Genomic DNA, 22,642 nt, shown 5'->3' on the forward strand with positions numbered 1-22,642 from the left:
CTGCGACAGTTGGTGGGATAATTCTAGGCCGTTTCCTCGCCATCGAGCAGCCCTTGCAACTGTCGCCCGCCACGCCGGCCCTGCCGGCGCCCCTGTCCCATCGCTTCTGCGTCGCGCCGATGATGGACCTGACCGACCGCCATGCGCGCTTCTTCCTGCGCCTGCTGTCGCGGCATGCACGGCTGTACACCGAGATGGTCACCACCGGGGCGCTCCTGCATGGCGATCGCGCCCGCTTCCTGCGCTTCGACCGCGCCGAGCATCCGGTCGCGATCCAGCTCGGCGGCAGCGATCCGGCGGCACTCGCCGCCTGCGCGGCATTCGCCGAGGCCGAGGGCTACGACGAGGTGAACCTGAACGTCGGCTGCCCGAGCGACCGCGTGCAGTCCGGGCGCTTCGGTGCCTGCCTGATGGCCGAGCCGGCGCTGGTCGCCGAAGGCGTCGCGGCGATGATCGCGGCGGTACGCATCCCGGTGACGGTGAAGACCCGCATCGGCATCGACCGCGACGATTCGACCGAGCGTCTGTACACGCTCGTCGACGCGGTCGCGGCCGCTGGCTGCCGCACGCTGATCGTCCACGCGCGCAACGCCTGGCTCGATGGCCTCAGCCCGAAGGACAACCGGGAAATCCCGCCGCTGCGCTATCCGGTGGTCGGGCAGTTGAAGCGCGACCGGCCAGGGCTGTCGATCGTGATCAATGGTGGCCTGCAGACGATCGACGACTGCCAGCAGGCGCTGGATACCTTCGCGCTCGATGGCGTCATGCTCGGCCGCGCCGCCTACTACTCGCCCTGGCTGCTCTCCGAGGTCGACCGCAGCCTGTTCGGCGACGCGTCGCGAACGGTCGACCGGCATGAAGTGGTCGAGGCGATGATCGGCTACGCCTGCGCCCGGATGGCCGAAGGCACGCCGCTTGCATCCGTCACGCGCCACATCCTCGCGCTCTACCAGTCGGTACCCGGCGCCCGCGCATGGCGCCGGCTTCTCAGCGAACGCGCGCCCAGGGTCGGCACCGCCCAGGCCATGGGAATCGAGGTGATGCGCGCCGCGCTGGCCTGCGTCGAGCCAGGCCAGGCGGCGGCCTGATGCCGCATCCGCCGGACGGCAGCGGCGCGACCGGCGCCACGGTCGCGCCGACGGCGCACGATGCGACGGCGAGGGACGCCACGGCCAGGGCGGCGAAAGCCCAGGCGCGCGGCATCGTGGCCATGATGATCAGCGCACTGCTTCTGATGCTTGGCGACTCGATCTCGAAGTTCCTGCTCGAGACCTATCCGATCGGCCAGGTGATCACCATCCGACAGTTCGCCGCGGTCCTGGTGATCCTCGCCTGGGCACTGTCGGTGGGCGGGCCGTCCGTGCTCAGGATCGTATCGTGGCGCGGCCAGCTGGTACGCGGCGGCCTGTTCCTCGCCGGCACGTTCGTGATCCTCAGCGCCCTGCACCGGCTGCCGCTGGCCACGGTCACCGCGATCACCTTCGCCAGCCCGATCTTCGTAGCGGCGCTGTCGGCACCCGTCCTGGGCGAGAAGGTCGCACGCAGGCTGTGGATCGCGATCATCGTCGGCTTCATCGGCGTGCTGGTGATGATCCGGCCGGGAGCCGCCAGCTTCGAGTGGGCGCTCCTGCTGCCGGTGATCGGCGCTGCGGTCAACGGCGTGCGCGACCTCGTGTCGCGCCGGCTGTCGCGTACCGACCACTCGCTGTCCATCCTGTTCTGGTCGACCCTCATCGTCGCGCTGGGCGGCCTGCTGATGGAGCCCTCGGGATGGCTGCCGGTCAGCGCCGGCATGCTCGCCTGGTTCGTGCTCGCCGGCGTGATCAATGCCGGCGCGCATTTCGCGATGATCGAAGGCCTGCGGCTCGGACGCGCCGCGGTGGTGACGCCGTTCAAGTACACCGGTCTGGTCTGGGCGGTGCTGCTCGGCGTACTGCTCTGGAACGAGTGGCCCGACCGCTGGCTGCTGCTGGGTGCACTGATCGTGATCGGCGCCGGCATCTACATGAGCCGGGTACCCGCGACCCGCTAGCTTGAGCCGCGCAGGTCGACGCCGACCGCTTCGCCGAGGCTCGCGAAGCCGTCACGGCGCAGCAGCGCCGCCAGGTCGCGCTTGATCTGGTTGACCAGCGGCAACCCGTAGAACACCAGTGCCGAGTAGAGCTGGACCAGCGAAGCGCCCGCGCGGATCTTCGCGTAGGCGTCCGCGCCGCTGGACACGCCACCACAGCCGATGATCGGCAGGCGCCCGCCGGTCGCGCGCGCGAAATCGGCGAGGCAGGCATTGGCCCGTGGCAGCAGCGGCGCGCCGGAAAGGCCACCGGCCTGCGCGGCATCCCGGCCCAGCAGCCCGGGCGGCCGCTCGATCGTGGTGTTGCCGATGATCAGGCCGTCGAGGCCGGTCGCGAGCGCCACTTCGGCGATGTCCTGTACCTGCTGCGCATCGAGGTCGGGGCCCACCTTGGCCAGCAGCGGCGGTGGCTTGCAGCCGGCCGGGGTCGCCTCGCCCCTGGCCACGAGCACCCGCCCGAGCAGGTCCTCGATCGGTGCGCGCGCCTGCATGCCACGCAGCCCCGGGGTGTTGGGCGAGGAGATGTTGCACACCAGGTAGTCGGCCAATCCGGCAACGGCCCGGATGCCGATGACGTAGTCGGCCGCACCATCGGCGGTTTTCTTGTTCTTGCCGAGGTTCGCACCGACGATACCGCGCGCCCCACCCCGGCGGCGGCGCGCCCGCAGCCGCTCGGCATAGGCGTCGATGCCCTGGCTGTTGAACCCGAACCGGTTGATCACTGCCCGGTCTTCGGTGAGCCGGTACAGGCGCGGCTTCGGGTTGCCCGGCTGCGGCTTCGGCGTGACCGAACCGGCCTCCACGAACCCGAAACCGGCCCTGAGCATCGGATCGACCACCTCGGCATCCTTGTCGAAACCGGCGGCGAGCCCGATCGGGCTCGCGAAATCGAGATTCCAGATCCGCGTCGCGAGGATCGGATCCTCGTACGGGCCGGGCATCGGTGCCAGGCCCAGCTTCAACGCGGACAACGCGACAAGGTGGGCGGCTTCAGGGTCGAGCCGGTGCAGCAGTCGTTGCGACCAGGGGATATCGTTCATGGCTGCCGATTCTATCCCGCCTGCCCGTGCTGCCGGCCGCATGCTGCTACGGCAGGTCCGCGCAACAGCATGCGCGCCTCATCTGCTACCCTCGCGCCCACTACGTGTGACCACCCCTGCAAAGCCGCGCCGGATGCGCGGCGCATCGACCGGACGGGCCCCTGCATGAAGCGAATGATCATCGGCATCACCGGCGCGTCCGGCATCATCTACGGCGTGCGCGCCCTCGAGATCCTGCGCGAACTGCCCGACGTTGAAACCCACCTCGTGATGTCGCCGTCGGCCGCGCGCACGCTGGTCGAGGAAACCGACTACGACCTGGACCACGTGAAGTCGCTGGCCAGCGCCCAGCACAACTACCGCGACATCGGGGCATCGATTTCCAGTGGCTCCTTCAAGACCGAAGGCATGCTGGTGGCCCCCTGCTCGATCAAGACCCTTTCGGGCATCGCCAATTCGTTCGACGACGAACTGATCGTGCGCGCCGCAGACGTCTGCCTGAAAGAGCGCCGGCGCGTCGTGCTGCTGCTGCGCGAGACGCCGCTGCATGCAGGCCATATCTCGCTGATGGAACAGGCCACGCGCAATGGCGCGATCATCATGCCGCCAGTGCCCGCCTTCTACCATCGGCCGAAGACCCTCGACGACATCGTCACCCAGACCGTCGGCCGCGCGCTCGACCTGTTCGGCATCGACACGCGCACGGTAAAACGCTGGAAGGACGAGCCGGCATCGTGACGGCAGACGCCACCGGCAAGGACAGCTTCTGGGGCTTCTCGCTGCGCATCTATGCCCGGCCGGACGTGCCGCAGGCCTGCCTGGCCCTGCAGGACGAGGGCGGCGCCGACGTCAACCTGGTGCTGTTCCTGCTGTACCTTGCCGATTGCGGTCGGATGCTCGACGAGGCCGCCGTGGCAGCGCTAGACCAGGCCACGCGCGACTGGCGTGAGCAGGTAGTGAAGCCGCTGCGCGGCGTGCGCCGCCTGCTGAAGGAAGACATCGGGGCGTTCCAGGCGGACGCGACCGCCTCGCTGCGCAGCGACGTCAAACGGACCGAACTGGCCGCCGAGAAGTTGCAGCAGTTCACCCTCGAGGCGCTCGCCCCACCAGCCACCGCGGGCGAAGCGGCGACCTCGCGGCGGCTCGCGGCGGCGACCCACCTCGCCAGCTACGCCGCGCGCTGCGGCAACTGGCCGGAGGAAGCGCTGCATGTGCTGATCGACGCGTGGGCCGCAGATGCGTCATCGCGCGGCATGCTGGACTGAGCAGCCGCCCGGCACTCGCCTTACCGGAGGACAATCCGGCCGTGGCCGGCAACCGCCGGCTGCACCCCCTGTCGACTGCCGCCGCCTCCGGCGCACCCGTGCCCTTGCCGATCTTCCGCTACTTCGAAACCCGCGTGCAGCAGACGGCGCTGCCGCCCGCGGCGCCGCCTGCGGGGCTGCTCGCCTTCTACTGGCATTTCATCCGCCAGACCCGCGGCCTCTATCTGGCGATGCTGTGCACCGGCCTCGCGGTAGCGTTGATCGACACGGTGATTCCCCTTTTCATCGGCAGGCTCGTCGGGCTGATGGAGAATGCCGACCGCGCAGCGGCGTTCGCGGAATCGGGGCCGATGCTGGCGGGCATGGCGCTGCTGATCCTGGTCGGGCGGCCGCTGGCGATGCTCGCCGACAGCCTGGTGCGCAACAACGCGGTGCTGCCCGGCGTCACCAGCATGATCCGCTGGCAGAGCCACTGGCATGTCGCCCGCCAGGGCTGGTCTTTCTTCCAGAACGATTTCGCCGGGCGCATCGCCAACCGGGTGATGCAGACCAGCAACGCGCTGCGCGAATGCGTGGTGAGCAGCATCCGCGCCATCTGGTACATCGCGATCTACGGGCTCACCGCGCTGCTGCTGATGGCGGCCGTCGACTGGCGCCTTGCGGTGCCCACCGCGCTCTGGTTCGTCGGCTACGTGTTCTTCCTGCATCGCTTCGTGCCGCGCATGCGCGACCTGGCAAAGGCGAGCTCGGAAGTACGCTCGATGGTGATGGGGCGGGTGGTCGACAGCTACACCAACATCCTGACGGTGAAGCTGTTTGCCCGCGCTCGCGACGAAGACGCCTTCGTGCGCGAAGTGATCGACGAGCATACCGCGGCGATGGCCGCGCACATGCGGCTGATCACGCGCTTCATGTTCACGCTCTCGGTGATGAACGCGCTGCTGCTCACCTCGACCGCAGCCATAGGCATCCACCTGTGGAGCGAAGGCGCGATCGGTGCCGGGCTGGTCGCCACCGCGCTGCCGCTCGCCTGGCAGATCGCCAACGTCGCCGGCTGGGTCAGCTGGGAAGTCACCGGCATCTTCGAGAACATCGGCATCGTGCAGGAGGGGATGGAAACCATCGCGGTGCCACTGACCCTGACCGACCGGCCTGGCGCGGCCGAACTCTCGGTGCAGCCGGCGCCGCGTGGCGGTGCCATCCGCTTCGAACGGCTGAGCTTCACCTACTCGCGTGAAGACGGCCGCAAGGTGCTCGATGACCTGTCGCTGGATATAGCGCCCGGGGAGCGCGTCGGCCTGGTCGGACGCTCAGGTGCAGGCAAGTCGACGCTGGTCAACCTGCTGCTGCGCTTCCACGAGACCGAGCACGGCCGGATCCTGATCGATGGCCAGGACATCTCCCAGGTGACGCAGGAGAGCCTGCGCGCGGCCATCGGCATGGTGACCCAGGACACCTCGCTGCTGCACCGCTCGATCGCGGCCAACATCGGCTACGGGCGGCCGGGCTCGACGATGGCGCAGATCGTGGCCGCCGCACGCAAGGCCCAGGCGCACGACTTCATCGTCGACCTGCAGGACTGGAACCAGCGCGCCGGCTACGACGCGCATGTCGGCGAGCGTGGGGTCAAGCTGTCCGGCGGCCAGCGCCAGCGCATCGCGATCGCACGGGTGATCCTGAAGGATGCACCGATCCTCGTGCTCGACGAGGCTACCTCGGCGCTCGACAGCGAGGCAGAGCGCGCGATCCAGGAGCAACTGTTGGGGCTGATGGAGGGCAAGACCGTGATCGCGATCGCGCACCGGCTGTCGACCATCGCGCGCATGGACCGGCTGGTGGTCCTCGACGCTGGCCGGGTGGTCGAACAGGGCACGCACGAAGAGCTGCTTCGACTGGGCGGCCACTACGCCGTATTATGGAGGCATCAGTCCGGCGGCTTCCTGCCGGAGGCCCTGCCGGCGGAAACAGCAATCCCGGCATCGACCGTGACCGCGACACACCCTTAGGACGCGACGCCATGAACCATCCCTCGAGCAACGGCCTGGACAGCGACGTGCGCAGCCGGGTCTCCACCGACGAATGGACTGCACGCGTCGACCTCGCCTGCTGCTACCGCCTGCTCGCGCACTATGGTTCGAACGACCTCACCTACAACCACTTGTCGATGCGCGTGCCGGGCGAACCGCAGCACCTGCTGATCAAGCCGCCGACGATGATGTTCGAGGAGGTCACCGCCTCCAGCCTGTTGAAGTTCGACTTCGACGGAACCCCCCGGCAGGACAGCCCGCGGCTGCGCGGCGGTGGCCTGGTGATCCACGCCGGGCTGCTGGCGGCCCGCCCCGACCTGAACGCGGTATTCCATACGCACACCGAAGCAGCGATGGGTGTGTCCTCGCAACAGCACGGCCTGCTGATGATCAACCAGCAGGCCGTCACGTTCTACAAGCGCATCGCTTACCACACGTTCGGCGGCTTCGAGTTCAACATGGAGCAGCGCGCGCCGCTGATCCGCGACCTCGGCGAGCAGTCGATCATGCTGCTGCGAAACCACGGCGCGCTGGTGTGCGGCCCGAGCGTGCAGGACGCCTTCTTCGAGCACCACTTCCTCGAGATGGCCTGCAAGGGACAGATCGCCGCACTGTCCGGCGGCGCGCCGGTCACGCTGATCGACGATTCGGTCTGCGAATACGCGCTCGCGCAATCGCAGGGCGGCGAGCGGCTCGCCAATCGCGCAAAGAACTGGGCAGCCTGCCTGCGCCAGGCCGACCGCCTCGATCCGTCGTTCAGGGACTGACCGGCGCCAGCCAAGCCTCGACCCTGGCACCCCTGGGGTCCACCCCTGGGGTCTGACCCCGGGGTCTGACCCCAGGGTCAGACCCCAGCCTTACCCGCCTCGGCGGCGGTACGCTCGCGGATCGACTCCGCCAGTTCGCCATGCTGCACATGCAAGGTCAGCAGCCAGCGCTGCCCACCCGACATGAAGCCGATGTAATGGCCGAGCTCGACCAGTTCGGGCTCGGTGAAGTGGCGGTGGAGTTCATCCCACATGGCATCGTCCGCATGCAGCGGATTGCCGATGATCGCGTCGCAGTAGCGCAGCGCAATCTTCTCGCGATCGGTGAAGGCGTCTGACTGCAGGTAGGACTGCTCGCCGTCGAGCAGCGACATCCGGTGACCGGGGACCCGCACGAACTGTGCGGTATTCATGTTCCCTCAATAGTGGCAGTCGGTGGCGAACATCCGACCCCATGAGGTGGCGATACGCGCGCGCATCAGCTCTCGCATTTCCTGCGGCAGCACGCCCTCGGCGCGCATTGTCCGGATCAGCGAAGTGAACGAGCGCATCACCACCTTGTTGTGCGCGCGGATCGCCTGATTCTCGGGGCCGGGGCTGCCGGTCTCGATCGCATCGACCAGCCACTGCTTCATCTCGGGATCGGTCACGTCCTGCGGATGCAGGTAGCGTATGCGGGCCATTGCACTCCTCCTGTGTGGTGACATTCTTCCCTGCATGTCTATGCTGCCGGTTGTACCCCACGGCCGATGCCCCGTAAAGCAGGACGGTCGAACGCGATTTCCGCACCGGCGAGCATGCGTACCTGCCTGGCCCGCCGTTGTGCACGCAGGTATGTCGGTATAGTCGGGAGACCGTATCGTGCGGTCACGCGACGGCCGCACTGCACGGCACTTCACCGCGCTGGCCGATCCCCTGGCACACGGTCGTTCAGCAAAAGGTGTCATCGATGCAAGCAAAGCGACAACCTCCGGCGGCCCGGGCCGTTCCCGGCGCGGCCCTGCTCCTCGTTGTCGTCCTCGCGCTGGCCGGCTGCGGTGAGGGTACGAAGCCTGTGTCCGGAGAGATGAAGACCGGCGCCGGCGCGCCTGCCGACCGCAAGGGAAGCAAGGGCGCCCCCCCGCCACCGGAAGTAGGCGTGGTGACGGTCGACACCGGTACGGTCGGGCTGGTCACCGAACTGCCCGGCCGCACCGAAGCTTCGCGCATCGCCCAGGTGCGCGCCCGCGCCGCCGGCATCCTGCAGCAGCGGCTGTTCCGCGAAGGCAGCGACGTCAAGGCCGGACAGGTGCTGTTCCAGATCGATGCGGCACCCTATCGTGCGCTGCTGGCGGCCGCGCAGGCTGCCGTCGCACGCGGCGAGGCGAACGTGATGCAGACGCGTGCACAGGCCGAGCGCTACAAGCCGCTGGCCGAAGCCAACGCCATCAGCCAGCAGGACTATGTCAACGCGGTTGCCGCGCAGAGACTCGCCGAGGCCGAACTGGCCGCCAGCCATGCGTCGCTGCAGACCGCGCAGATCAACCTCGGCTACGCGAGCGTGACCGCGCCGATCGCCGGCCGCATCGGGCGCGCGCTGGTGACCGAGGGCGCACTGGTGGGCCAGAGCGAGTCGACGCCGCTGGCCGTCGTGCAGCAGATCGACCCGATCTACGTGAACATCCTGCAGCCGGTGGCCGACGTGCTGCGCCTGCGCGCGGCCATCGCCCGCGGCGAACTGCGGCGGGCGGGAGCGGAAGAGGCGGTGCCGGTGCGCCTCGTGCTGGAAGATGGCACGGTGTATCCGGTCGCGGGCCGATTACTGTTCTCGGACCTGTCTGTGGACGCGGCAACCGGCCAGATCGCGCTGCGCGCCGAGGTGGCAAACCCGCGCGGCGTGCTGCTGCCCGGCATGTACGTACGCGCGCGCCTGGAGCAGGCGAGCGCCGCATCGGCCATCCTGCTGCCCCAGCAGGGCGTGCAGCGCGCGGCGCAGGGCGACAGCGTGAAGGTGGTGGCAGCCGACGGAAAGGTATCCGACCGGCCGGTGAAGCTCGGCCCGGCACGCAATGGCCAGTGGGTGGTGCTGGAAGGACTCAAGGCCGGCGAGCAGGTAGTGGTCGACGGCTTCCAGAAGCTGCAGGGTGATCGTCCGGTCAAGGCGGTGCCATGGCAGGCGCCGGGCAGCACGCCGGCCGGGGCGGCCGCGCCACCGGGCGCGCCCTCCCCCGCGCGGGCACAGGGGTCCTAGATGGCGGCGTTCTTCATCGAACGGCCAGTCTTCGCATGGGTGATCTCGCTGTTCATCCTGGTGATCGGCGTGGTGTCGATCACCCAGCTGCCGGTGGCGCAGTACCCGACGGTCGCGCCGCCATCGATCATCGTATCGGTGACCTACCCGGGTGCGTCGGCACAGACGCTCGAGGACAGCGTGATCAGCGTAATCGAGCGCGAGATGAACGGCTCACCCGGTCTGATCTACATCGAATCGGTCGCGCAGGCCGACGGCACCGGTTCGATCACCCTGAGCTTCCAGCCTGGCACCAACCCCGACCTGGCGCAGGTCGATGTGCAGAACCGCCTGAGCCGCGCGTCGCCCAGGCTGCCCATCGCGGTGACGCAGCAGGGCGTACGTGTCGACAAGGCGCGCTCCAACTTCCTGCTGTTCACGATGCTCTCGTCGGAAAACCCGGCCTTCGACCCGATCGCACTCGGCGACTATGCCTCGCGCAACGTGCTGCCCGAGCTCCAGCGCGTGCCCGGCGTGGGACAGGCGCAGCTGTTCGGCACCGAGCGCGCGATGCGCATCTGGATCGACCCGGCGAAACTGGTCGGCTATCGGCTGTCCTCGTTCGACGTGACGGCGGCGATCGCCGCACAGAATGCACAGGTCGCCTCCGGCACCATCGGCGCTCTGCCGAACGTACCCGGCCAGGGCATGTTCTCGACGGTCGTGGTGAGGGGGCAGCTGGCCACGCCGGAGGAGTTCGGAAACATCGTGCTCCGTTCGGCGACCGACGGCGGCCTGGTGCGGTTGAAGGATGTCGCCCGGATCGAACTGGGCGCGCAGTCCTACAGCCCGCAGGCCCGGTTGAACGGACAGCCATCGACCGGCATCGGCGTGCAGCTCTCGCCCACAGGCAACGCACTGGCCACGGCGAAGGCGATCAAGGTCCGCCTGGACGAGCTGTCCCGCTATTTCCCGCCTGGCGTGAAGGCAAGCATCCCCTACGACAGTTCGACGTTCGTGGAGATCTCGATCCGGCAGGTCGCGATGACCCTGCTGGAGGCCGTGGTGCTGGTGTTCCTGGTGATGTTCCTGTTCCTGCAGAACATCCGCTACACGATAATCCCGACGCTGGTGGTACCGATCGCGCTGATGGGCACCTTCGCCGCGCTGCTCGCGATGGGGTTCTCGATCAACGTGCTCACCATGTTCGGCATGGTGCTGGTGATCGGCATCGTGGTCGACGATGCGATCGTGGTGGTGGAGAACGTCGAGCGCATCATGACCACCGAGGGGCTGTCCCCGGTCGAGGCGACGCGCAAGGCGATGTCGCAGATCTCAGGGGCCATCATCGGCGTGACCGTGGTGCTGGTCTCGGTATTCGTGCCGCTGGCCTTCTTCAGCGGGGCGATCGGCAACATCTACCGCCAGTTCTCGGCAGTGATGGTCACCGCCATCCTGTTCTCGGCCTTCCTCGCGCTGTCCTTCACCCCGGCCCTGTGCGCAACCCTGCTCAAGCCCGTCGAGGCCGGGCACCACCATGCGAAACGCGGCTTCTTCGGCTGGTTCAACCGCGGCTTCACGCGTACCGCGAAGGGCTACGAGGGCGTGGTCGCCGCCCTGCTGCGCCGCACGCTGCGCTACCTGTTCATCTACGCCGCCATCGTCGCGGCGGTGGTCGTGATGGTCAACCGCATGCCGACCTCGTTCCTGCCCAACGAGGACCAGGGAAACATCCTCGTCAACGTGCAGTTGCCCCCGGGCGCGACGGTCACCCGTACGCGCGAGGTGATGGCCGCGGTCGAGCAGTACATGCTCGCGCAGACCACCGAGGTGAAGAGCATCGTCAGCGTGCTCGGCTTCAGCTTTGCGGGCACCGGCCAGAACGCCGCCCTGGGCTTCGTCACGCTCAATGACTGGGACGAGCGCCGCGGCGCAGCCCACACCGCACAGGCGCTTGCCGGGCGCGCCTTCGGCGGACTCGCCACGATCCGTGATGCCTTCATCTTCCCCGTGAGTCCGCCGCCGATCCCGGAACTCGGGCGCGCGACCGGTTTCGCGATGCGGCTGCAGGACCGCGGCGGCAACGGCCGCGAGGCACTGCTCGCCGCACGCGCACAGCTGCTCGGGATGGCCGCGAAGAGCCCGCTGCTCCGGGCGGTGCGCCCCGAAGGGCTGGAGGATGCCTCGCAACTGCAGCTGGACATCGACCGGGACAAGGCGAGCGCGCTGGGCGTCGCCTTTGCATCGATCAACAATGCGCTGTCGACCGCGCTCGGGTCGTCCTATGTGAACGACTTCCCGAACGCCGGACGCCTGCAGCGCGTGGTGGTGCAGGCCGATGCGCCCGCGCGCATGCAGGCAGACGACCTGCTGCGCATCAACGTGCTGAACGCCGCGGGGCAGCCGGTACCGCTGTCCGCCTTCGCGGTACCGCGCTGGATCAGCGGGCCGATGCAGACCGTCCGCTACAACGGCTATCCGGCGGTGCGCATCTCGGGCGAACCCGCCGCCGGCCAGAGCACCGGCGCAGCGCTGGCCGAAATGGAGCGTCTCGCCGCGCAGCTGCCCCCGGGCTTCGCTTTCGAGTGGACAGGGCAGTCGCGCGAGGAGAAACTGTCCGGGGCGACCGCCAACATCCTGTTCCTGTTCTCGCTGCTGGCGGTGTTCCTGTGCCTCGCTGCGCTGTACGAGAGCTGGACGATCCCGCTGGCGGTGATCCTGGTGGTGCCGCTGGGCGTGCTCGGCGTCGTGCTGGCCGCGCAATTGCGGGGGCTCGAGAACGACGTGTACTTCAAGGTGGGCCTGATCACGATCATCGGCCTGTCGGCGAAGAATGCCGTGCTGATCATCGAGTTCGCGAAGGACCTGCATGCGCAGGGCCGCGACGTGGTCGATGCCGTGCTGGAGGCCGCGCACCTGCGATTCCGTCCGATCCTGATGACCTCGCTCGCGTTCATCCTCGGCGTGCTGCCGCTGGTAGTGGCGAGCGGCGCGGGTTCGGCCAGCCAGCGCGCGATCGGCACCGGCGTGATGGGTGGCATGATCAGCGCCACCGTGCTCGCGGTGTTCTTCGTGCCGCTGTTCTATGTCGTGGTCATGCGTCTGTTCAGTCGGCGTCCGCAGCACGCGACTGCCACGACGCCTGCGCCGACGCCGGCGTCGACCTCGGCGTCCCCGCAAGAAAGCCTGCGATGACCCGGCCGCCATACCATGCCCCTGCCGTGCGATGGCGGCACCGCCATCGCAGGCGCGCCGCCATCGCACGCGTGGCGGTTTCGGCAGCTGCCGTGCTCGCGGGCATTGCACTGGCCGGTTGCGCGTCGATGGCCCCGCGCAGCGAGCGTCCACTGGCGCCAGTGGCCAGCGCTTTCCCGGGCGCTCCGGCCGGCGAGGGTACGCCTGCCAGCGAGATCGAGTGGCAGCGCTTCTTCGCGGACGAGCGTCTGCGCGAACTGATCCGCCTCGCGCTCGAGAACAATCGGGACCTGCGCATCGCCGTGCTCAACATCGAGCAGGCGCGCGCTGCATTCGATGTACGGCGCGCAGATCGACTGCCGACCGTGGGCGCCGGCATCGGCGGCTCGCGCCAGTCCAAAGGCGATGGCGGCATCAACAGCTTTTATTCTGCGGGGCTCCAGGTCACCGGCTACGAGCTCGACCTGTTCGGTCGCGTACGCAGCCTCTCCGATGCCGCGCTCGCGCAGTACCTTGCCACCGAAGAGGCACGCAAGGCCGTACAGATCAGCCTGGTCGCCTCGGTCGCCACCCTCTACCTTTCTATCCAGGGTGACGAGGAACTCCTGCGCGTGACCCGCCAGACCCTCGATACGCGCGAGGAGTCCTACCGCCTCACCCGGCTGCGCTTCGACAATGGGGTGAGCTCGATGCTAGAGGTACGACAAGCCGAGACCCTGCTCGAATCGGCCCGCGCCGCGCTCGCGCAGTTCACCCGCCAGCGCGCGCTCGACCAGAACGCACTGGTGCTGCTGGTCGGCCAGCCCCTGCCGCCCGGACTGCCGTCGCAGGCGGCTCTGGCAGCGGATGTCACCCGTACGTTCGGAATACCCGACCTCCCGGCCGGCATCCCGTCCGAAGTGCTCGCACGCAGGCCCGACGTGAGGCAGGCCGAGCAGCTTCTGCGCGCCGCGGATGCGAACATCGGCGCTGCGCGCGCAGCCTTCTTTCCGCGCATCACGCTGACTGGCAGCCTGGGCATGGCGAGCAGCCAGTTGAGCGGACTGTTCTCGTCCGGGCTCGCCTGGAGCTTCGCACCGCAGCTGCTGCAGCCGATCTTCGACGCCGGCCGGAACCGGGCCAACCAGCAGGTCGCGGAAGCGAGCCAGCGCATTGCGCTCGCCCAGTATGAACGCACCGTGCAGGTCGCATTCCGGGAGGTGGCCGATGCACTGGCCGGGCGCGAGACCTTCGCCGAGCAGTTGCGCGCCCAGCAGGCGCAGGTGCGCGCCGAACAGGACCGCTTCACCCTCGCCGAGCTCGGCTTCCGCAACGGCGTGCGCAGCTACCTCGAACTGCTCGACGCCCAGCGCTCGCTGTTCACCGCCCAGCAGACCGAGGTGTCGCTGCGCACGCAGTACGCACAGAACCTGGTGACGCTCTACCGGGTGCTGGGCGGGGGCTGGTCCCCTGAGCCGTGACCTAGTCGACCTGCGCCTTTGCCTGTTGCACGACCTTGCGCCACTGCGCGAGCTCGGACTTGATGTAGGCCCCGAACTCCTCCGGCGTGCTGCCCACCGGGTCGGCACCGTCGCGGGCGAGCCGCTCGCGCAGGTCGGGTGCGGCCAGCGACTTCACCACCGCCTCGCGCAGCGCACCGGTGACGGCGCGTGGCGTTCGCGCCGGGGCGACGAGCCCGGCCCAAGAGCTGGTTGCAAAGCCCGGCACACCGGCCTCGGCGACCGTCGGCACGTCGGGTAGCGCACCCGAGCGCTTCGCGGTAGTCACGGCAGGACCGATCAGCTTGCCCGACTTGATGAAGCCGATCGCTCCCGGCAGCGTTGCGAAGATGAGCTGCGCCTCGTTGGCCAGCACGGCGGCGGTAGCCGGTGCCCCGCCCTTGTACGGCACGTGGGTCATCTCGACCTTCGCCAGCATCTTGAAAAGCTCGCCCGACAGGTGGCCCGGCGAGCCGTTGCCGGAAGACGAGAAGTTCAACGTGCCGGGCTTCTGTCGCGCCAGCGCCAGCAGGTCGGCCACCGTCTTCACGCCGAGGGAGGGATTCACCGCGAGGATCAGCGGGTAGGACGCCACGAGGCTGACCGGGGCGTAGTCACCGATGGGGTCGTAGGGGACGCTGCGATAGAGCGCGGGATTGATGGCGTGGCTGCTGACCGTCGCCATCAGCAGCGTGTATCCATCCGGGTTGCCGCGCGCGGCGAGTTCGGCCGCGACGTTGCCGGCAGCGCCGGCGCGGTTGTCCACCACCACCTGCACGCCGAGCTGTTCGCCCAGCTTGTTGCCGACGCTGCGCGCCAGCAGGTCGGTGGACCCGCCTGGCGGGAAACCCACCAGCAGGCGGATTGCCTTGCCCGGTTGCGGAAACGGCTGCGCGAGGGCGGCGTCCGGGCCAAGCATCGCGATCGCCGCAGCGGCGACCGGAAGGGCGGCGACGGAACGCGTCGCCGAACGCAGGAAACGGTGGACGCGGTTCAGGCTGGTCATGGATTCCTCATCGCGCCACGCCCGGCTGTGCGGACGGCTGGGCGCTGCTATGTCGTGTGGTTGAGAAGCAGGTCGAAGATGTCGAAGTTGCGCAGCCGCGCATCCGACGGCACGCCCTGCAGCCGACGGTTCACCAGCAGCGGCACCTTCTGTTCGGAGATACCGCCATGCGATCGCAGCGGCGCATCGAGGCCCGACAGGTCGTGCCGCGAAACGCTGGTCCCGATAACCACGTGGCGGCCCGACACCACGACGAGGTCGCCCATGCGGTCCGGCGGAAGCTCGAAGCGCGCGCAGGCGTCGTCGCGCTGCAGCGCCAGATCGATGCCCGGAAGGCTGGCGACCAGTGCCGCGACTGCGGTGGCAGACACCGATGGCGCGAGGTAGACCGTCGCGAACGAACCGAGCGCGCCATGGTGGACCACATAGGGATCGGTGATCGGGAGGATCACCCGGGCAAGGCCTGCGCCCAGTCGTGCGTCGAGCACGTCCTGCAGGTAGACCACGTCCGGGCTCCCGGCCGCATCGAACTTCGCGTTCATGCCGTGGTCCGCCGTGAGCCCGATCACCGCGCCGGCTGCCTGCAGGCGCGCCATGTAGCGATCGATCATCGCGTAGAACGCGTTGGCGGCCGGCGTGCCGGGCGCTTCCTTGTGCTGCACGTAGTCGGTGGTCGACAGGTACATGAGGTCGGGGCGCTCGCGATCCATCAGCGCCGCGCCGGCGGCGAAGACGAACTCGCTGAGCGCCGCGCTGTACACCGAAGGCACCGCCATGCCAGCGAGGCCGGTCGCGTCCGCGATGCCGTTACCGGCCAGCGTGACCTGGTCGGCGCGTTCCGCCGAGAAGCAGATGCCGTCGAGCCCGTGGCCGAGCAGCGCCCTGAGCTTGTCCTTGGCGGTGACCACTGCGACGCGGGCGCCGGCGGCCGCGAAGGCAGCCAGCACGGTACCGCAGCGCAGGTACCTGGGGTCGTTCATCATCACTTCCGCGTCCGCTTCGCGGTCGTAGAAGAAGTTGCCGCAGATGCCATGCACGGACGGCGGCACCCCGGTCACGATGGACAGGTTGTTCGGGTTGGTGAAGGTGGGCACCACCGCATCGCCGAGCCGCGCCGTACCCGATTCCAGCACCCCGGCGAACCAGGGCGCCACGCCGGCCTTGACCGCCTCGGTGATGTAGTCGTACTCGCAGCCATCGATGCAGGCCACCACCACCGGGGCCGTTGCACGACGATAGCTGCGACCGTTGACGCTGATTTCCCGTTCTGTCTTCATTTTGGTTCCACTCGATTATGGGGTCGTAGCATGACGTTCTCGTGACTCATGACAGGATGTCACGCGAGACGAGCCAGTCGCGCCCGTCGCCGAGCAAGGCCTCCGCCTCTGCCGGACCCGACGTGCCGGCGGCATAGTTGGGGAATGCTGCACTCTGGCGGCCGCGCGCAGCCGTGATCGCGTCGACCCAGCGCCAGCTCGCCTCGACGAAGTCCCAACGCGTAAACAGCGTCTGGTCACCGACCAGGAATTCGTGCAGCAGGATCTCATAGGCTTCGGCGGTGTTGAGCCCGTAGACGCAGTGATGGCAATGCTCCATCACTGCGGTCTCCAGGCGCAGCCCCTCGCCCGGCGCCTTCACCGTGAACTCGACCGAGATGCCCTCGTTCGGCTGGATACGTATCGAGATCACGTTCGGACCGGGCTCGCCTTCGACCGCACGATCTGCGCGGAACAGGGTGCCAGGCTGTGCACGCAGCACGATGTTGGCCTCGGCCAGCTTCTTTCCCATCCGCTTGCCGGTGCGCAGGAAGAACGGGACGCCCTGCCAGCGCGGGTTGTCGATGCAGGCGCGCACCGCCACGAAGGTCTCGGTGGGCGAGGATGGATCGATGCCCGGCTCTTCCCGATACCCCGGCACCGGCCTGCCGCCAACCTCTCCCGGGCCGAACTGCCCGAGCACGACGTCGCCGTCGGACGGCGGTACCAGTTGGCGCACCACCTCGACCATCGCATCGCGCACGCTGTCGGCATCGAGCGCCTCCGGCGCCTCCATCGCCGCCAGTGCCAGCACCTGCATCAGGTGGTTCTGCAGCATGTCGCGCACCGCGCCGGCCTTCTCGTAGTAGCCGGCGCGCCCCTCGACACCGAGCGTCTCGGCGATCGTCACCTGCACATGGTCGATGAACGCGCTGTTCCAGATCTGGCCGAACAGCGGGTTTGCGAAACGCATCACCATCAGGTTGCGTACCAGCTCCTTGCCCAGGTAATGGTCGATCCGGTAGATCGACGACTCGTCGAAGTGACGCGTGACCTTCGCATTGAGCTCGCGAGCGGACGCGAGGTCATGGCCGAACGGCTTCTCGAAGCACAGCCGGCGCCAGCCATCGTCATGGAAGAAGCCGCCTTTCACGAGCAGTGCGGCCGTCGGCTCGAACGCATCGGCGGGCAGCGCGAAATAGACCGCCCGCGCGGCACCCGCGCCCCGTTCGCGGGCCAGGTCGTCCACGGCAGTGACGAAGGCGGGCAACGTGGCTTCCGTATGGTCGAACACGATGCAGCGAACCGACGCGGCGAACGCACGCAGCCCGTCTGCATCGCCCCCGGCTTCGTCGATATGCAGCGAAGCCAGCAGCGCTGCATCGGACATCGGGCGGCGCGATACGCCGACGACAGGAGTAGCCGGGTGCAGGAAGCCGCGGCGATGCAACGCATGCAGCGCGGGGAAGATCTTGCGCTTAGCGAGGTCGCCGGTGGCACCGAACACGATGATCACGCAGGGTTCGCACACGTTGCCGTCGGCAGGCGCAGTCATCTCTCATCCAGGTCAGTGAAGGCCACCCACTCTGGCAGCGCGCGGACGAGGCAGGCGGGAATGCAGCGCATATCCAGCCCGCACGCGGCGGCCGGGGTTCCGGCTAGGGCCGTGCCGCAGGCAACGAACCCTGCAAGCGCGTCGCGCTTCGATTCCCCGGTGAAGACCAGTGCCGCCGCGCGCGACCGCAACAGCAGACTGCGCGATGCGGTCACGCGCGACGCGGGTGGCTTCGGCGAATCGTCGAAGCGGAAGTAACCGTCCGACCGGTCCTCGATCGACCGGTGGCCGGGGAACAGCGCCGCGACATGACCGTCTTCCCCAGCGCTCAGCAGCACCGCGTCGAAGCGCCCGCCCAGCGCCTGAAGCTCGCTGTTGCACGCATCCACCGCCGCGGCTTGCGCTTCGATGGACGGGCAGTCCGGGAAGTGGAATGCATGCACGTTCGATGCGCGCATCCGCCCGTCGGAGACGAGCGGCGCCACGAACACTTGACGCAGCTGGCGCAGGTTGCTCTGCGCATCGCCTGCCGGCACCACGCGTTCATCGACCAGGAACAGATGCACCCGCTCCCACGGCACGTCTGCGCGCGTGCTCAGTGCGGCGAGGATGCCATCCACGCTGCGTCCGCCGCATGCAGCGAACAGGACAGGGCCTGCGTCGGACCTGAGCCGGTACGCGAGCCAGGTTGCACAGGCCCGGTCCAGCGCCGCCCGCTCCGGCAGCCGGACCAGCAGGCCCATCAGTCGGTCCCGGCCGGCTTCACCGCATGGCCGCCGAACTCCCGGCGCATCGCGGACAGCAGGCGCAGGGCGAGCGAGTTCGGATCGCGCGACTGGTAGCGTGCGTGCAGCGCATAGGTGTTGGCGACGAAGGGCACCCCGTGCTCCATCGCCTCGATCGCCGCCCAGCGCCCCTCGCCGCTGTCGGCCACGTACGGCGCGACACCGGACAGGTCGCCGTCGCGCGCCAGCGCATTCGCCGTCATCTGCATCAGGAACGAGCTGACGATCGTGCCGTGGTTCCAGATACCGGCGATGCGCGCGAGATCGAGTTCCTTCACCGAACCATTCTGGAGCAGGTCGAAGCCCTCGGCGATCGCCTGCATCATTCCGTACTCGATCGCGTTGTGCACCATCTTCACGTAGTGCCCGGACGACGGGTCGTCGCCGACCCGCGCGTGTCCCTGCTCGAGACCGAGCGCCTCGAACAGCGGCAGGCAATGCTCGTACGCCGCCGCATCGCCACCGATCATCATCGGATAGCCCCTGTCGGCCGCGACGATGCCGCCACTGACGCCCACGCCGAGCAACCGGATGCCGCGCGCGGCGCATTCGGCCGCGCGGCGCGAGGTGTCGCGGTGGTTCGAATTCGCGCCATCGATCAGGATGTCGCCTGCGCCGAGCTGTTCGCGCACCTGCCGGTAGATCTCCTCGGTGACATCGCCCGCCGGCAGCATCAGCCAGATCACGCGCGGGGTGCCGGACAGCAGCGAGACCAGCTGCGCCGGCGAGCCGGCTGCGCGGGCACCGAGTGCGACGAGTGCCGCCATCGACGGCTCCGCACGATCGTGGACGACAACGCGGATCGCCGGCTTCGCCAGCAGGCGCGTCACCATGTTGCCGCCCATGCGGCCCAGTCCGATGAATCCGAGTTCCATGCGGGTGCCTCCCTCCAGACAGTGTAACCGGCGGCTGCCGCCAGCCCTCGCGATACGCCTGCTGCGCACGGCGCGCCGCACCCGGTGGCTGCTGCGGCAGTGTACGATTCCTGTCGATCCCGTATAGAAAGCATACCCGGAGGAGCAACGATGGACGCCCTGCCCACGCATCACCCCCACGACCGCAGTGGCCGCCGACGGTGCGCGGCGCTCCTCGCGGGCGCCGCTGCGCTGGCCTGCGGCGCATCGCAGGTCCATGCACAGAAGTTTCCGGCCAAGCCGATCCGCATGATCGTCGGCTATGCACCCGGCGGCGGCACCGACATCATGGGCCGGCTGATCGCCCAGGAGATCTCGACCGCACTGGCCCAGCCTGTGGTGGTCGAGAACCGGCCCGGCGCGGCACAGAACGTCGCGGCCGAATTCGTCGCACGACAGCCAGCCGACGGCTACACGCTGTTCATGAGCTCCGCCGCGCACGGTATCAACGTCAGCCTGTACACGAAGATCAGCTACGACCCGGTCAAGGACTTCGCGCCGATCGCGGTGTTCGCGACCAGCCCGAACCTGCTGCTGGTGCATCCATCGTTCCCGGCGAAGTCGGTGAAGGAATTCATCTCGGTCGCGCGCAAGAACCCGGGCAGGCTCAACTATTCGTCCTCCGGCGTCGGCAGCTCGCAGCACCTGTCCGGCGAGATGCTCAAGGTGATGATCGGCGTCGACATGACGCACATCCCGTACAAAGGCAGCGCGCCGTCGCTCGCCGGGCTGGCGAGCGGCGAAGTCGACTTCGCGTTCAACAACATTCCCTCGGCGCAGCCGCTGATGGCGCCAGGGCGAATCCGTGCCCTGGGCATCACCAGCGCAAGGCGTTCGCCGCTGCTGCCGAACCTGCCGACGATGGTCGAAGGCGGCATACCGGGATTCATCACCGAGACCTGGTACGGCCTGCTGGCTCCGGCCGGCACGCCGCGAGACGTGGTCACCCTGCTCAACGACGTCGCGGTGAAGGCAGTGCAGAAGCCCGATGTGCGCGACCGTCTGGCACAGATGGGCGCAGACCCGATCGCCGAGCCGCCGGAGTTCTTCGCAAAGTACCTTGCCGCCGAGATTGCCCGCTGGGCCAGGGTGATCCGGGAATCGAAGGCCAAGGCAGAATGACGGTTCAGCCTTACCCGACCAACTCCGAGGAATGCATATGACCGACAGCACCCTGCTCGAGCAGCCCCGCGGACTCACCCAGATCGAGATCGACCAGCGGGTGTTCGACCTGTACGACGAGTACTGCCATGGCCGGATGGACCGGCGCGAGTTCCTTCTGCGCGCGGCGGCGGTCACCGCAGGCGGGCTGGCGATGGCGCAGGCGTTGATGCCGCGCTACGCTGCGGCGCAGACGATCTCGTTCACCGATTCGCGCATTCGCGCGCAATACGTGAACTATCCGTCGCCCGGCGGAAACTCCGGGCAGATGCGCGGCTACCTGGTGCAACCGGCCGGCAAGGGCCCCTTCCCGGCGGTGCTGGTGATCCACGAGAACCGCGGGCTGAATCCGTACATCGAGGACGTCGCGCGCCGCGCGGCAGTCGACGGCTTCCTGGCGCTGGCACCCGACGGGCTGTTCCCGGCAGGCGGCTACCCGGGCAATGACGACGACGGGCGGATGCTGCAGTCCAAGCTCGACCAGCCGAAGCTGCGCACCGACATGCTCAACAGCGCCACCTTCCTGAAGGCACATGCGCTGTCGAACGGCAAGCTGGGCGTCACCGGCTTCTGCTGGGGCGGCGGCACGACCAACTGGCTCGCCACGCAGCTGGGCGACGCACTGCAGGCCGGCGTGCCCTACTACGGCGCGGCCGCCGAGACCGCCGCGGTACCGAAGATGCGCGCCCCGCTGCTGGTGCACTACGCCGAGAACGACGACGGCATCAATCGCCTGAAGGCGGCCTTCGAAGAGGCAAAGAAATCCGCCGGCGTCCGGTTCGAATCGCATGTGTATCCCGGAACGCAGCACGGCTTCCACAACAACTCGACGCCACGCTACAACGAGGTGGCCGCGAAGCTGTCCTGGGATCGAACGGTCGCCTTCTTCCGGAAGAACCTCGCCTGATGCGTCCGAAGCACGTGCCCGCCGCCTCCGTTCCGGCGGCGCTTCTGTCCCTGCCCGTGCTGCTGTCGCCGCTGCTGATGGCACCGCCGGGCGCAGCAGCCCAGTCCTGGCCGTCGAAACCCCTGCGCTACATCGTGCCATTCCCGCCCGGCGGCGGCGCAGACCTGGTCGCGCGCGCGGTGGCGCAGAAGCTGAGCGAGCAGTCGGGCCTTTCGGTAGTGGTCGAGAACCGGCCGGGCGCCGGAACCATCGTCGGTGCGGAAGCGGCTGCCCGCTCCGCGCCTGACGGCTACACGCTGTTCATGGGTTCGAACACCACCAACGCGATCAACCCGAACCTGCACCCGAAGCTGCCGTACGACACGTTGAAGGATTTCGCGCCGGTCACCCGGCTCAGTGCGTTCCCGAACATCCTGGTCGTGCACCCGTCGATGCCGGTGAAGTCGCTGAAGGACCTGATCGCGCTCGGCAAGGCCCGCCCCGGGCAGCTGAACTACGGCTCGTCCGGCACCGGCACCCCGGCGCAGCTCGCCGGCGTGATGTTCAGCGATGCCGCTGGGTTGAAGATGGTGCACGTGCCGTACAAGGGCAGCGCGCCGGCCCTGTCCGCGCTGATCGGCGGCGAGACCCAGCTGATGTTCGCCAGCCTCGGGTCCAGTCTCAACTTCATCAAGGGTGGCCGCCTGCGCCCGCTCGCAGTCACCAGTGCAAAACGCTCTGCCGCCATCCCCGAGATGCCGACCATCGCCGAGTCCGGCTTTCCCGGGTTCGAGGCGATCACCTGGCACGGCCTGATGGTGCCGGCCGGTACCCCGGCGCCGATCGTGCAGCGGCTCAATGCCGAGACGGTGAAGATCCTGAGGCAGCCCGAGTTCGTCGCCTGGCTGCTGTCGCAGGGTGCCGATGCCACGCCCAGCACGCCGGATGAGTTCACCGCATTCCTGAAGAGCGAACTCGCGCTCTACGCCCGGCTGGTCAAGCAGTCCGGCATGAAGCCCGACTGAAA

The 22,642-nt window shown here is 68.4% G+C and carries 20 protein-coding genes; 12 read left to right on the forward strand and 8 right to left on the reverse strand.

The window, feature by feature from the left end; genetic code table 11:
• Positions 1-119: 119 nt before the first annotated feature.
• Both dusA and ING98_18535 read left to right on the forward strand, forming a co-directional pair.
• Positions 120-1,088 (forward strand): tRNA dihydrouridine(20/20a) synthase DusA, encoded by a 969-nt coding sequence (gene dusA, locus ING98_18530; GenBank protein ID MCA3103868.1) that lies wholly within the window; start codon positions 120-122, stop codon positions 1,086-1,088.
• Positions 1,088-2,032 (forward strand): DMT family transporter, encoded by a 945-nt coding sequence (locus ING98_18535; GenBank protein ID MCA3103869.1) that lies wholly within the window; start codon positions 1,088-1,090, stop codon positions 2,030-2,032. The genes dusA and ING98_18535 overlap by 1 nt, the downstream gene beginning before the upstream one ends.
• Here the strand turns inward: ING98_18535 and ING98_18540 are convergent.
• Positions 2,029-3,111, reverse strand: coding sequence for a quinone-dependent dihydroorotate dehydrogenase (locus tag ING98_18540; GenBank protein ID MCA3103870.1), 1,083 nt, complete (start codon positions 3,109-3,111; stop codon positions 2,029-2,031). The two genes, ING98_18535 and ING98_18540, sit on opposite strands and share 4 nt — an antisense overlap.
• A 165-nt stretch (positions 3,112-3,276) precedes the next feature.
• Here ING98_18540 and ING98_18545 point away from each other — a divergent pair, with 165 nt between their 5' ends.
• The 4 genes from ING98_18545 to ING98_18560 all read left to right on the forward strand — a co-directional run bounded on the left by ING98_18545 (position 3,277) and on the right by ING98_18560 (position 7,170).
• The gene (locus tag ING98_18545) at positions 3,277-3,849 is read left to right on the forward strand and encodes a UbiX family flavin prenyltransferase (GenBank protein MCA3103871.1); all 573 of its coding nucleotides are present in this window, start codon (positions 3,277-3,279) and stop codon (positions 3,847-3,849) included.
• On the forward strand, positions 3,846-4,376 hold the full coding sequence (locus tag ING98_18550) for a TIGR02444 family protein (protein MCA3103872.1): 531 nt from the start codon (positions 3,846-3,848) through the stop codon (positions 4,374-4,376). Before ING98_18545 ends, ING98_18550 begins: the two co-directional genes overlap by 4 nt.
• Positions 4,377-4,606: 230 nt before the next feature.
• A complete protein-coding gene (locus ING98_18555; GenBank protein MCA3103873.1) occupies positions 4,607-6,382 on the forward strand; it encodes an ABC transporter ATP-binding protein in 1,776 nt (591 codons plus the stop codon).
• 11 nt (positions 6,383-6,393) lie between these two features.
• Positions 6,394-7,170, forward strand: a complete 777-nt coding sequence (locus ING98_18560) for a class II aldolase/adducin family protein (protein MCA3103874.1) — start codon at positions 6,394-6,396, stop codon at positions 7,168-7,170.
• A 77-nt stretch (positions 7,171-7,247) separates the two neighbouring features.
• On the opposite strand, the gene ING98_18565 is transcribed toward ING98_18560, so the two are convergent.
• Together ING98_18565 and ING98_18570 are read right to left on the reverse strand one after the other, a co-directional pair.
• Entirely contained in the window at positions 7,248-7,583 is a 336-nt protein-coding gene (locus tag ING98_18565; protein ID MCA3103875.1) for a hypothetical protein, read from the reverse strand.
• Between the two features lie 6 nt (positions 7,584-7,589).
• Positions 7,590-7,853: a hypothetical protein gene (locus tag ING98_18570; protein MCA3103876.1), complete on the reverse strand. Its 264-nt coding sequence runs from the start codon at positions 7,851-7,853 to the stop codon at positions 7,590-7,592.
• A 383-nt stretch (positions 7,854-8,236) separates the two neighbouring features.
• Between ING98_18570 and ING98_18575 the strand changes: the two genes are divergently transcribed.
• The 3 genes from ING98_18575 (at position 8,237) to ING98_18585 (ending at position 14,034) form a co-directional block, all read left to right on the forward strand.
• On the forward strand, positions 8,237-9,400 hold the full coding sequence (locus ING98_18575; GenBank protein ID MCA3103877.1) for an efflux RND transporter periplasmic adaptor subunit: 1,164 nt from the start codon (positions 8,237-8,239) through the stop codon (positions 9,398-9,400).
• On the forward strand, positions 9,401-12,574 hold the full coding sequence (locus ING98_18580) for an efflux RND transporter permease subunit (GenBank protein MCA3103878.1): 3,174 nt from the start codon (positions 9,401-9,403) through the stop codon (positions 12,572-12,574). It abuts the gene before it with no gap.
• A 62-nt stretch (positions 12,575-12,636) separates the two neighbouring features.
• On the forward strand, positions 12,637-14,034 hold the full coding sequence (locus ING98_18585) for an efflux transporter outer membrane subunit (GenBank protein ID MCA3103879.1): 1,398 nt from the start codon (positions 12,637-12,639) through the stop codon (positions 14,032-14,034).
• Between the two features lies 1 nt (position 14,035).
• On the opposite strand, the gene ING98_18590 is transcribed toward ING98_18585, so the two are convergent.
• From ING98_18590 to ING98_18610, 5 genes are read right to left on the reverse strand one after another with little or no spacing between them, the layout of a single operon-like run.
• The gene (locus tag ING98_18590; protein MCA3103880.1) at positions 14,036-15,058 is read right to left on the reverse strand and encodes a tripartite tricarboxylate transporter substrate binding protein; all 1,023 of its coding nucleotides are present in this window, start codon (positions 15,056-15,058) and stop codon (positions 14,036-14,038) included.
• Positions 15,059-15,105: 47 nt separating this feature from the next.
• The gene (gene phnA / locus ING98_18595) at positions 15,106-16,335 is read right to left on the reverse strand and encodes a phosphonoacetate hydrolase (GenBank protein ID MCA3103881.1); all 1,230 of its coding nucleotides are present in this window, start codon (positions 16,333-16,335) and stop codon (positions 15,106-15,108) included.
• Between the two features lie 46 nt (positions 16,336-16,381).
• A complete protein-coding gene (gene zwf / locus ING98_18600) occupies positions 16,382-17,869 on the reverse strand; it encodes a glucose-6-phosphate dehydrogenase (protein MCA3103882.1) in 1,488 nt (495 codons plus the stop codon).
• Complete coding sequence (pgl, locus tag ING98_18605; GenBank protein MCA3103883.1) at positions 17,866-18,612, reverse strand: 6-phosphogluconolactonase; 747 nt, start codon at positions 18,610-18,612, stop codon at positions 17,866-17,868. The genes zwf and pgl overlap by 4 nt, the downstream gene beginning before the upstream one ends.
• Positions 18,612-19,529 (reverse strand): NADP-dependent phosphogluconate dehydrogenase, encoded by a 918-nt coding sequence (locus ING98_18610; protein MCA3103884.1) that lies wholly within the window; start codon positions 19,527-19,529, stop codon positions 18,612-18,614. Before ING98_18610 ends, pgl begins: the two co-directional genes overlap by 1 nt.
• A gap of 150 nt (positions 19,530-19,679) precedes the next feature.
• On the opposite strand from ING98_18610, the gene ING98_18615 reads away from it, so the two are divergent.
• From ING98_18615 to ING98_18625, 3 genes are read left to right on the forward strand one after another with little or no spacing between them, the layout of a single operon-like run.
• Entirely contained in the window at positions 19,680-20,690 is a 1,011-nt protein-coding gene (locus ING98_18615; protein MCA3103885.1) for a tripartite tricarboxylate transporter substrate binding protein, read from the forward strand.
• 37 nt (positions 20,691-20,727) lie between these two features.
• A complete protein-coding gene (locus ING98_18620; protein MCA3103886.1) occupies positions 20,728-21,636 on the forward strand; it encodes a dienelactone hydrolase family protein in 909 nt (302 codons plus the stop codon).
• Complete coding sequence (locus tag ING98_18625; GenBank protein ID MCA3103887.1) at positions 21,636-22,640, forward strand: tripartite tricarboxylate transporter substrate binding protein; 1,005 nt, start codon at positions 21,636-21,638, stop codon at positions 22,638-22,640. Before ING98_18620 ends, ING98_18625 begins: the two co-directional genes overlap by 1 nt.
• Positions 22,641-22,642 lie beyond the last annotated feature (2 nt).

It is taken from the genome of Rhodocyclaceae bacterium (assembly GCA_020248265.1).
Lineage (GTDB): Bacteria > Pseudomonadota > Gammaproteobacteria > Burkholderiales > CAIKXV01 > CAIKXV01.

What these genes read in the sequence shown, in the direction of transcription:
- ING98_18545 (MCA3103871.1), top strand. Translation starts at nt 3,277, where the DNA reads ATGAAGCGAATGATCATCGGCATCACCGGCGCGTCCGGCATCATCTAC.
- pgl (MCA3103883.1), bottom strand. Translation starts at nt 18,612, where the DNA reads ATGGGCCTGCTGGTCCGGCTGCCGGAGCGGGCGGCGCTGGACCGGGCC.
- ING98_18590 (MCA3103880.1), bottom strand. Translation starts at nt 15,058, where the DNA reads ATGACCAGCCTGAACCGCGTCCACCGTTTCCTGCGTTCGGCGACGCGT.
- zwf (MCA3103882.1), bottom strand. Translation starts at nt 17,869, where the DNA reads ATGACTGCGCCTGCCGACGGCAACGTGTGCGAACCCTGCGTGATCATC.
- dusA (MCA3103868.1), top strand. Translation starts at nt 120, where the DNA reads ATGATGGACCTGACCGACCGCCATGCGCGCTTCTTCCTGCGCCTGCTG.
- ING98_18570 (MCA3103876.1), bottom strand. Translation starts at nt 7,853, where the DNA reads ATGGCCCGCATACGCTACCTGCATCCGCAGGACGTGACCGATCCCGAG.
- ING98_18615 (MCA3103885.1), top strand. Translation starts at nt 19,680, where the DNA reads ATGGACGCCCTGCCCACGCATCACCCCCACGACCGCAGTGGCCGCCGA.
- ING98_18580 (MCA3103878.1), top strand. Translation starts at nt 9,401, where the DNA reads ATGGCGGCGTTCTTCATCGAACGGCCAGTCTTCGCATGGGTGATCTCG.
- ING98_18540 (MCA3103870.1), bottom strand. Translation starts at nt 3,111, where the DNA reads ATGAACGATATCCCCTGGTCGCAACGACTGCTGCACCGGCTCGACCCT.
- ING98_18555 (MCA3103873.1), top strand. Translation starts at nt 4,607, where the DNA reads ATGCTGTGCACCGGCCTCGCGGTAGCGTTGATCGACACGGTGATTCCC.
- ING98_18560 (MCA3103874.1), top strand. Translation starts at nt 6,394, where the DNA reads ATGAACCATCCCTCGAGCAACGGCCTGGACAGCGACGTGCGCAGCCGG.
- ING98_18620 (MCA3103886.1), top strand. Translation starts at nt 20,728, where the DNA reads ATGACCGACAGCACCCTGCTCGAGCAGCCCCGCGGACTCACCCAGATC.
- ING98_18575 (MCA3103877.1), top strand. Translation starts at nt 8,237, where the DNA reads ATGAAGACCGGCGCCGGCGCGCCTGCCGACCGCAAGGGAAGCAAGGGC.
- ING98_18535 (MCA3103869.1), top strand. Translation starts at nt 1,088, where the DNA reads ATGCCGCATCCGCCGGACGGCAGCGGCGCGACCGGCGCCACGGTCGCG.
- ING98_18625 (MCA3103887.1), top strand. Translation starts at nt 21,636, where the DNA reads ATGCGTCCGAAGCACGTGCCCGCCGCCTCCGTTCCGGCGGCGCTTCTG.
- phnA (MCA3103881.1), bottom strand. Translation starts at nt 16,335, where the DNA reads ATGAAGACAGAACGGGAAATCAGCGTCAACGGTCGCAGCTATCGTCGT.
- ING98_18610 (MCA3103884.1), bottom strand. Translation starts at nt 19,529, where the DNA reads ATGGAACTCGGATTCATCGGACTGGGCCGCATGGGCGGCAACATGGTG.
- ING98_18565 (MCA3103875.1), bottom strand. Translation starts at nt 7,583, where the DNA reads ATGAATACCGCACAGTTCGTGCGGGTCCCCGGTCACCGGATGTCGCTG.